The organism is Shewanella sp. SG44-2, assembly GCF_014164215.1.
GTDB classification, from domain to species: domain Bacteria; phylum Pseudomonadota; class Gammaproteobacteria; order Enterobacterales; family Shewanellaceae; genus Shewanella; species Shewanella frigidimarina.
Map to the genome: position 1 here is coordinate 1 of NZ_JACJEU010000051.1, position 9,999 is coordinate 9,999.

A 9,999-nucleotide genomic window follows, 5' to 3' on the forward strand; every position below is an offset into this window, starting at 1 on the left:
TACTTGACTAACAACCGCTAATTTAAAGCCTAACGTGTAATCTCGTTGAGTACGTTTTATATTGATTGATACTGAAGGTTTCATAGATAAGTCTCCAATGTGTCAACTTATCTCAGGACGGGACAGGCAACATAAAAAAGGGAGATGACTAAGCATCTCCCTTTTATACTTTTAGCCGGTGTTTTAACCCGCTTTTAGCATCTCACTGCAAGACATATTCAATAACTGTCGACAACGCCAAACACCTAAAATAGCCACAATTACCGCCCCTGCGACTGGAGTAATCGCCCACCACGGCCAATGCATATATACAACCAGCTCAAACACTTGAGTTTTTAACATGTATAAAGCAAATTCTGCCACAATCACCGCTAATAAACCGGCAATTGCACCAAGCAAAGCAAACTCAATTCCAGTAGAAGCACGAAGTAACCAACCCGATGCGCCAAAAGTTCGCAACACCGCGAGTTCTCGTTGTCGAGTCGCCATGCCAGCTTCCGTTTGCGCAATCAACACCAAAGCACTGGCCAACAACACTAATGCCAACACCAATGACAGTGATAATGACACTTGATCGATTATTTGTCGTAACTGCTCAACCATAGCCCCAACATCAATAATCGATACCGTTGGAAATTGTTGGATAAGTTGCAACACCACTTGATTGGCGCTCAGTAAGCTACCATCCGCCGCTAATTGCGCATCATTAAGGTGAAAACTGGCCATCGAGGTATAGGCAAATGGTGCCAACGCTTCAGGGGTGAAAATCATGAAAAAGTTGGGTTGTAGAGTTTCCCACTGAACCTGTCTAATACTGGCAACCTTCACCGAAAAGGATTGATTATCGATGTTATAGGTGAGCTTGTCGCCAAGTACAACTCCTAGCCTATCTGCGACACCAGACTCAACCGATACATCATCAGCAGCTTGATTAAACGTGCCCTCAAGCAGCTTATTATTTGGCGGTAAAGTATCTCGATAGGTTAAGTTTAGTTCGCGAGAAATCCCCACTCGCCCTTCAGCACCGTTTTCAGCTTGTTTACCTGAAATCAATTCTTCGTCATTTATATGAGTGAGTCGACCACGCACCACAGGATAAATATCAGTCGCGTTAATATGATTTAGGCTTAAAAAGTCGTTTAACGGCTTAGCATCCTCAGGGGCAATATTAACTAGAAAGTAGTTAGGTGCATTTTCTGGTAACTGCTTTTGCCATTCATTGAGTAAATCTTGACGCAAAGCCAAGATGGTTAGCAATAATACCAATGCACTGCTAAATCCAACCAATTGCACAGCATTTTGACGAGCTCGACGACGCAGACCGGCTAGTGCTAATTGAAAAGGATTGGTGGTTTTCATGCCAATGCCATGACCAAAACGGATCATCACAAAGCCGAGCACACTGAGTAAAAAACCTAACAACAATACTGCAAGTACCACTGTCATCGTCAATGCTAAACTTCTTGAATACAAATACCCCAACAAGGCCATTGCGGCCAAGCTTAATAGTAAATGGAGCCACATGCCCAGCTGCAAGCCTTCTAATTGGCGCTGCAATACTCTTAATGGCGGAATGGCTAACAGCCGCATTAACGGATAAGCAGAAAACATAAATGCACTGATCAGTCCCGTGCTTACACCTAATAAAACAGGGCGTAAATACGGTGGAGAATAAGCTGCTATTTCTGGTGGTAAAAATGCCGTAATGCCAATGTCGAGCAATAACCCGCCCAGTAACCCCAGTGCAATACCCAACAAGGTCACTAACGACAAATGCAGTCCGAATAACACCCGAATTTGCTTGCCTGAAGCACCAAAGGTTTTCAGCATGGCCACAACATCATAATGGCGTTGGCAGTAACGCTGCGCTGCAATACCAATGGCAGCGCACGCCAAGGCAATCCCAAGTAAACTGGCTAGCAGTAAAAAACGCTCCGCACGTTGCACAGCTGAAGCTATCGGGGAATCTCCCGATTGCACATCTACCCAACGTTGACTGTTATTGAGCAAAGGTTTAGCTTGCAGTTCAAATGCGGTTAATTGCTCTGCATTACCAGTAAATTGGTATAAATACGTCACCCGACTACCGGGTTGAATAATACCCGTCGCCGCCACATCATCTAAACGGATGAGTAATACTGGTGAAGACGCAAACGGATTAAACCCCGCATCCGGTAAACGACTAATCTCTTCGGTTAGCGATAACTCACTATTACCCAATTCAATGCTTTTAGGGTAGCCAAGCAAACCACCTAAGCGATTTTCAAACCATGCTTGTCCCTTGCTTGGTAATGCTCGAGTGACACCGTTACTCAGCTCTATATCGCCTTTTAACGGATAGCCCTCACCTACTGCTTTAACGGTCACTAATTGAAATTTATCGCCCGAATACACCATCGAGTTAAATTGCATGTTAGTGACGTGGGCAAGGCCTAACTCATCGGCAACAGTAAGGACTTGTGAATCAAGTTCAACCGGAGAGTCAATAATACGGTCAGCGGCAATAAAGTTAGAGGCTTCGCCATTAATGGCCACTTGTAAACGCTCACTAACCCGCGCTAGCCCGGTCACGGACAACACCGCTAACGTAATAGCCAACACGATAAGAATTAATTGCCCTTGAGCGAGTTCACGTTTAAACAATCTCCACGCAATTTTCCACTCCATTAATTAACCTCCTCAGCATGTTCCGCGCTCACATGGGCAGCCTTCAGATTATCTGCGTATGGTTCAGATAAATGACCATTCTCCATCACTAATTGGCGTGCGCAACGTTTTGCTAAATGCAAATCATGAGTCACTAACACCAACGTGGTGTCACTTTCTTGGTTTAACGCAAACAACATATCAGCAATTTTATCGCCATTTACACTGTCTAAGTTGCCTGTTGGTTCATCTGCAAACAGCACTTTGGGTTCACAAATAAAAGCTCTGGCAATCGCCACACGTTGCTGCTCACCACCCGATAATTGTTTAGGTAAATGATTTAATCGATGAGATAAACCAACGCGATTAAGCATGGTTTGGGCTTTCTGCTTGGCATCTTTCACCCCAGCAAGCTCTGCGGGTAGCATAACGTTTTCAAGCGCGGTTAAGGTATCAACCAACATAAATGACTGAAAAATAAAACTGACTTTTTGCTTACGAAGCGCTGCTTTTTGCTCTTCATTTAATCCAGATAATGCCACTCCATCTAACACTATCTCACCAGAGGTAGGAGTATCTAATGCTGCAAGTAACCCCAATAGTGTCGACTTACCTGAACCTGATGGCCCCAAAATGGCGATACTGTCTCCTTGCTTGACTTCTATATTAATGCCGTTGAGGATAGTCAACTCTCCCTCTTGGGTCACGACAGTTTTATTGAGGTTAGTTACAGTAATGGCACTGGTATTTCGATCGATATTATTAGACATACAATCCTTCTTATATTCGTCACTTAAACGCGTGCTTACCAGCGTGTTTATACTGATAGTTATGAGTGTACCAACCTATGCTGCCACGATTTTGATATTAGGTGATAGCTTAAGTGCAGGTTATGGCATGCCAGAAGATCAGGGATGGGTACAATTGTTACGTAACCAGTTGCCTCAACATCAGGTAATTAATGGTTCTGTTAGTGGTGAAACAACGGCGGGAGGATTGCGTAGACTCCCGAGTTTACTGGCCTCAAGCAAACCTGATCTGATTGTCATTGAGCTAGGTGGTAACGACGGACTGCGAGGTTTTCCGCCTAATAAACTGAAATCAAATCTTACAAAAATCATTACCCTATCGCAGCAACAAGGCGCCAAAGTGTTATTAACTGAGATTATGGTACCACCGAATTACGGCCCTAGGTATGCCAAATCTTTTACTCAGATTTACCATCAACTAGCCGAACAATATACAATTAAGTTGATCCCTTTTTTCATGCAAGATATTGCCACCGACAAAACGCTTATGCAGCGCGATGGCATTCATCCAAATGAACAAGCTCAAGAGAGTATTACGCAGTTAATGTTACCTTGGATCACACAAGCTTTATCCGAGTAAACACTTAAATTTGAACAAGTTTTGTTCAACATGTTAAAAACATTTTAATAAAGTGATCGAAAGTCATTTTAATTTAAGCATCAATGTTTAAAATGGACACTCAGCAAGCGCATTAAATAAGCATAAACATATAACGATAAACTTTAGACAACAACAAAGGCAATAAGGAAATAATATGTCCGTCAGTCGTCAAAAAAAAGTATACCTGCCAACAGCAACACGTAAAAATCAATACATTACCATTGGTTTTCCGTTAACTGATGAATATCTTAATGCATACAGTGATTTAGAAACTTGTTACGATGAGTTTAGTAAACTTGTCTATCAACTAGCCGAAAAACAAGAATTGTACAACGTTCACGTTGTCACCACTGATAAATTACCTATGGTCCGCTATCACAGTGAGGCTTATTGCTTAACCACAGACGAGCAATTACGTTTTTTCTATAACCCAGCACACCATGAAGCTAACCGTTTACACAGCGTTGCAGGCTTTAGAGCTAGAAAACTTAGAATTGTCTTTTTAGCCACAGGCAATGACCTTCGCAGTAATTCGGCAGAGTTTCACTCTCATGTGCAAAAATTTATAGCTGAATTAAAACCATTATTACCTGTTAAAAATGTGCCAATTAAAGTCCGTGACCACCAGCATATTTCTTATGACTTCTTTGCCAAAGCCAAAGGACTAAAAGAAACCTACGGTTATAAATTACGTGCTGTTGATAGTCGCTATCACCGACGTCATTGCGAGCTTCCAGAAAATGTCAGCACGCTCAATTATGTCACCATTAACATTCCAGTTGATCGTCGTATCAAGAAGCAGTTACTTGCAAGTGATACCACCGACTTTACCAGTGTTTATCAAAAGGTATGTGACAAATTTATCGAAGCGACAAAAAGCAAACAGCTTAATCGTGTTGCAGTAGTTGCTAATGGTAAAATACCGCTAGTACGTAACAGTAAGTATGAGCAATTAACCAGTACAAATGAGTTTCAGATGGTCGGGTTTGATCCTCATGCCGAATCACCTGAGCCAATTTGTCACTGGGATGCGAACAAGCTTGTAGACGTTTTCCGATTTGTGATTGTCGCAGGTAAAAGTGATGAAACTGACGAAGGTTATGGTCGCTTTATGAATCAAGTTGAAGAAGCTATACGTGTATTTACCAATGAGTTCGACATTGATAAAGAACACGCCGATGTCATTTTACGTTTCCATCAACACATCAGTTACAAAGCTTAGTCACTCATAAGCTTTGTAATATAAAAAACGACAGCCTTGGCTGTCGTTTTTTCTTTAATCAATTGCGGTGTACTGCTGTTACTGTACTACACCGATTGATTACGCTCCGCAAAACGATTCATCATAGTGGTCACTGATAGTGAAACGCCATGAGCAATTTTATCCGCTAGCTTTTTCTTCATTTGATATTGAATTTTAATCACTTGATGGGTGTTCACCAAGTCTAAAATCACATCATCACTGGTAGAAACCGCATCAATAAGCCCTAAATCAATTGCTTGTTGGCCATACCAATGTTCACCAGTGGCGACTTTAGCAATGTCCATATTAGGACGATAACGGCCGACAAATTCTTTAAAAAGCACGTGAGTTTCTTCTAATTCCTGTTGGAACTTAGCTCTGCCTTCATCAGTGTTTTCACCAAAAACGGTTAAAGTACGTTTAAAGTCACCAGCAGTGTGCTGCTCATAATCAATATCATGACTTTTTAGCAGACGGTTAAAATTGGGTATTTGCGCAATCACCCCAATTGAGCCCACTATTGCAAACGGTGCGGCGTAAACCTTATTAGCCACACACGCCATCATATAACCACCACTTGCAGCCACTTTATCTACGCATATAGATAACGGGATATCGGCTTGGCGCAAACGATCTAACTGGCTTGAAGCAAGGCCATATCCATGAACCATGCCGCCACCACTTTCAACATTGACCAACACTTGGTCGTCTTTATCTGCGATGGTTATAATTGCGGTCACTTCTTGGCGTAATGACGAGACTTCATTGGCATCTATACTGCCTTTAAAATCGATAACGAATACTTTGCCTTTGGTTAAGTTTTGTTTCTCAGCAGCTTTTTCGGCTGCTTTTACTTGCTTTTCATAGGCTTTAAATTGCTTTTTAGGCAGTAACTCTTCTTTCAACTGATGCTTTAACTGCATAAGTTCATCTGAAATATCAGTCAGTCTTAGCTCACCTTTATCAGATTTGTTTTTCATGCTAGCCGCCAGCACAAATATTACTACCGCTAGAATAGCGACAACAATGGTTACTGCTTTTGCTAAAAATAGGCCGTATTCATATAAAAATTCCAAAACTCGCTCCATACAGGGATGACAATCTCGCGGTATTTTAACAGTAATAACCGATAAGTAGACAATAAAAAACCCAGCTAATTGCTGGGTTTTTTAAGATATTGCGCACTAATTAGTAAGCATTAGTTACAGCTTTGGATCACATCGCTATTAGTCACAACAATCGTTGCTTGTCCTAATCCCGTTGATTTTGCAAAACCTGCAACTTGAGACTGTATTTCAACAGTCGCGGCAGCAGCCATACCGTCGGTAACGCCATCTACTTCACCAGGGCTAACAATCGAACTATGATGACCTTTAGAGAAGCGTACAGCACCAGAACCTGGTGTAGTTGTATCAACACATCCTAGCGCTAGCGAGGCAATTAACGGTTCAGTACCCGATAATGGGAAACCTTCAACGCTGTTAGGTAATGTTTGGTCACCTAAGTTACCAGCACCATCGCCAACTATTTCAATTAAATGCACCGGTAAACCAGTAGCAGCTAATTTTTCGCCATGGTTAATTGGGTCGGCAGAATCGACTGCTGTTTGCACTGCAAAAGCAAATGTCGGTATAAATTCAGCATACACAGCTTGAACTAAAGCAGCATACTCGGGGCTACCTTCCTCATAACCTGCAGTATTTGCAGCAGTAACGAGAGCGGCAAACGTACTAGAGGCTGTGACATTGGCAAATAACTGTGGACCAAATGCAGCAGAACCCGCAAATGCTCCAGCTAAACCACCAGCAGGTGCGACTAACGATGCTGCATTAATTGCATAAGCGTTAGGCAAAGCATCACCCGTCATAGGATTAACTAATCCAGTACTGGCATAAGTAGAGAATGTAGTGCCCACAATGCCACCTAAACTCAAACCTTGAGCACTGATTTTTGACACATCAAATACTTGAGGTTGATTTGCCGCAGCGCGTTGTTGCGCCATTCCAGTCAATAATAATCTTAACCCTAAATGGTCTAAAGTTGCTTGACGGAAATTGTCACGCACAGTTAATGTGCTGGCAATGTTAACAAACACTAATGGATTACCATTCGTGAACGCATCAGGTGTACCTACTACAGGACCAAATGCAGGGGCTGTAGCAGAGATCTCATAAGTGCCGTCTTTATCTAAGTCGAATGAACGAGCACCGTGCAATGGCATATCAATCGCAATAGTAGCAACACCAGCTGCTGCGTATGTACCAGCATAAGCTAGTGCCATTTCTTTACCACCACCTAAACCATGCATTGCGATTGTTGTTGGCCAACCACTTGTTGGAGGGACAAAAGTTCCACCTTGCGCAGCAGTAAATGCTGCAAGCTTAGCCGCATTCGGTAAGGTAATTTGAACTGAAACAGTTTCATAACCTTTGATAGCCGGAATAGGGTTAAACTTGGTTAAATGCTTTGTTTTATCTGCAGCAGTACCATCGTCAAGTTTCCACTGTTTACCTGCAAGCAATGCAGGATTACCCAATGCTGCTTGAGGATCTACACCGTTATCAGATGCTTGTGCAAAAAAGTTAGCTTGGCTTAATGTACCAGCCTGTAAAGCTAGCAATACCGACACAGGGCTGTCGCCTTGAGCAAACCAACGGCCATTAGGTGCTGTTGGAGCACCATCGACGATTGGGATCACACAGCCAGCTGATGAACAATCACCGTAGATTGGCAGTTTAATTTTGGCAGTATAAAGATCAGCCATATCGGCGACTACATAGGCTGCACCCGATGCTGGCGTTAAACCAGCAGCCTGAGCAACTGTCAATCCTGTTGGCGTAGGTATTTGCACAAATGAAGGTGTATAAGCAGGATTAGAAGCCATCAATAATTTAGTGGTTTCATACACATCAGCGACTGACTGAGTGGTGAATAAACCAGAAAAACTAATCGATTCAGGGTCAACGCCATGTGTTGCAGCAACACCTTTTTCATAACTGTTGACCAGATACTGCAGCATTTTTTGTTGTTCTGTTTCAAGCTGCTGAGTTTCAAAATCTAACTTTAACAGACCATAGGTTGTTGACGGAGCAATACCACGGCCTAACGAATCTTGAATAAGATCGGTAGTCACATAGATATAAGACTGGCCAGCCTTTAATGGTTTAATCGGTACTATGGCAACTTTATTGCCTGATGCTTTTGATACGAAGTCAATGCCAAATTGAAGCTCTTCACCTACTTTACAGGCTGAAACTGAAGGCGCTGATTTACACTCAGCATCACTTGATAATGCTCCGCCTACTGTCGCTTCAAACATGCGCACTGCACCAGGTTGAAACACAGATGCGGCATCCAACGTTAATGCATTGCCCTGTAAATCATTAGCAAGTTCGACAGTGATTGAAATAGGAGAACTCGTTGACCAGCCGTCTAATGCGCCTAATGCCAGCTGAGGGTTAACATAATCTATGCCATCCTCACCAGGTATATTTAATGTGCCATCGGTTGTGCCACTAAAAAGTAAATCGTTTGGTAATGGTAATTTGCTATTAGCCGGATCAAACTGCATATGTGAAACAGGTACTAACGGCTCAGCATTATCTACTGCTTCGTTAAAACTGTCGCCACCACATGCTGTCAAGCCAAGAGCAGATGTTATTGCAACACCCAAAATGAGTCTTTTCATCTTTTTTCCCCAAATCTTGTTTTAATAATTTTGTTTTCCCCAAGAATTGGTCACAATAGTCCTATCATGCGACCATAAGGACTTATGTTAGTCCTTAACTATTCTCAAGTTAACGTAAAATTATTGAGTTAGCTACAAGTTTGTTACATGCAAATGACCTATTCACATACAATTATTAATCATTTGTTTCAAACGGTCGTTTATTTTTTATCCGGTACTAGATTTGACGGGCGATTGCGCTAAGAGGAAATAATCAATCATGTTGGAATATCAAGCTGCAAAAGATTTACTCAATCACAAAACAATCTTGGTTACAGGCGCTGGAGACGGTATTGGTCGTGCAGCATCAATAGAGTTTGCCAAACACGGCGCAACGGTAATTTTACTCGGTAAAACCGTTAAAAAACTCGAAAATGTATACGATGAAATTGTTAATGCCGGTTATCCAAAGCCAGCTATTGTGCCGTTAGATATGAAAGGCGCGACCGAACAGAATTATATTGATATGGCAGACACCATTGCCGAACAGTTTGGTCATTTAGATGGTTTATTGCATAACGCATCTCAGTTGGGGGCATTAGGTCCATTTGAGCATATTGATTTAACCTCGCTTGAAACCATTTTAAAGGTTAATGTCACGGCTCAAGCCATCATGACCAAGTCATTATTGCCTATTATGCGTAAAGCCGAGCATGCTTCAATTGTGTTTACTTCAAGCGGTGTTGGACGTAAAGGTCGTGCTTATTGGGGACCTTATGCATTTTCTAAATTTGCCACCGAAGGCATGATGCAAGTATTAGCTGATGAGTGTGATAATACCTCTGTAAGGGTTAATAGTATTAACCCAGGTGCAACTCGTACAGAAATGCGAGCAAAAGCTTATCCAGCTGAAGATCCACAAACACTAAAAACAGCTGAGCAAATTATGCCGACTTATTTATTCTTAATGGGTAATGAATCTATCGACACCAATGGCCAAGCACTTAATGCTCAATAGTTAACCTGTATTAGT

7 protein-coding genes are annotated in these 9,999 nt (G+C 42.1%); 3 read left to right on the plus strand and 4 right to left on the minus strand.

Going from position 1 to position 9,999, the window contains the following annotated elements:
- Positions 1–183: 183 nt before the first annotated feature.
- Together H5181_RS19990 and H5181_RS19995 are read right to left on the minus strand one after the other, a co-directional pair.
- A complete protein-coding gene (locus tag H5181_RS19990; protein WP_182751858.1) occupies positions 184–2,667 on the minus strand; it encodes an ABC transporter permease in 2,484 nt (827 codons plus the stop codon).
- On the minus strand, positions 2,667–3,416 hold the full coding sequence (locus H5181_RS19995; protein WP_011638017.1) for an ABC transporter ATP-binding protein: 750 nt from the start codon (positions 3,414–3,416) through the stop codon (positions 2,667–2,669). The genes H5181_RS19990 and H5181_RS19995 overlap by 1 nt, the downstream gene beginning before the upstream one ends.
- 61 nt (positions 3,417–3,477) lie before the next feature.
- Between H5181_RS19995 and H5181_RS20000 the strand changes: the two genes are divergently transcribed.
- The gene (locus H5181_RS20000; protein WP_182751859.1) at positions 3,478–4,035 is read left to right on the plus strand and encodes an arylesterase; all 558 of its coding nucleotides are present in this window, start codon (positions 3,478–3,480) and stop codon (positions 4,033–4,035) included.
- A gap of 175 nt (positions 4,036–4,210) precedes the next feature.
- Positions 4,211–5,278: a DUF3083 family protein gene (locus H5181_RS20005; protein ID WP_182751860.1), complete on the plus strand. Its 1,068-nt coding sequence runs from the start codon at positions 4,211–4,213 to the stop codon at positions 5,276–5,278.
- 86 nt (positions 5,279–5,364) lie between these two features.
- Here the strand turns inward: H5181_RS20005 and sohB are convergent, their stop codons facing one another.
- Positions 5,365–6,375, minus strand: a complete 1,011-nt coding sequence (gene sohB / locus H5181_RS20010; protein WP_182751861.1) for a protease SohB — start codon at positions 6,373–6,375, stop codon at positions 5,365–5,367.
- A gap of 122 nt (positions 6,376–6,497) precedes the next feature.
- Positions 6,498–8,987: a VolA/Pla-1 family phospholipase gene (locus H5181_RS20015; protein ID WP_182751862.1), complete on the minus strand. Its 2,490-nt coding sequence runs from the start codon at positions 8,985–8,987 to the stop codon at positions 6,498–6,500.
- 259 nt (positions 8,988–9,246) lie between these two features.
- On the opposite strand from H5181_RS20015, the gene H5181_RS20020 reads away from it, so the two are divergent.
- Positions 9,247–9,984, plus strand: a complete 738-nt coding sequence (locus tag H5181_RS20020; protein WP_182751863.1) for a YciK family oxidoreductase — start codon at positions 9,247–9,249, stop codon at positions 9,982–9,984.
- The last annotated feature ends 15 nt before the right edge of the window (positions 9,985–9,999 follow it).

Bases quoted from the DNA above. Each gene is read 5' to 3' on its own strand.
- H5181_RS19995 (WP_011638017.1), bottom strand. From the start codon at position 3,416: ATGTCTAATAATATCGATCGAAATACCAGTGCCATTACTGTAACTAAC.
- H5181_RS20005 (WP_182751860.1), top strand. From the start codon at position 4,211: ATGTCCGTCAGTCGTCAAAAAAAAGTATACCTGCCAACAGCAACACGT.
- H5181_RS20015 (WP_182751862.1), bottom strand. From the start codon at position 8,987: ATGAAAAGACTCATTTTGGGTGTTGCAATAACATCTGCTCTTGGCTTG.
- H5181_RS19990 (WP_182751858.1), bottom strand. From the start codon at position 2,667: ATGGAGTGGAAAATTGCGTGGAGATTGTTTAAACGTGAACTCGCTCAA.
- H5181_RS20020 (WP_182751863.1), top strand. From the start codon at position 9,247: ATGTTGGAATATCAAGCTGCAAAAGATTTACTCAATCACAAAACAATC.
- H5181_RS20000 (WP_182751859.1), top strand. From the start codon at position 3,478: ATGAGTGTACCAACCTATGCTGCCACGATTTTGATATTAGGTGATAGC.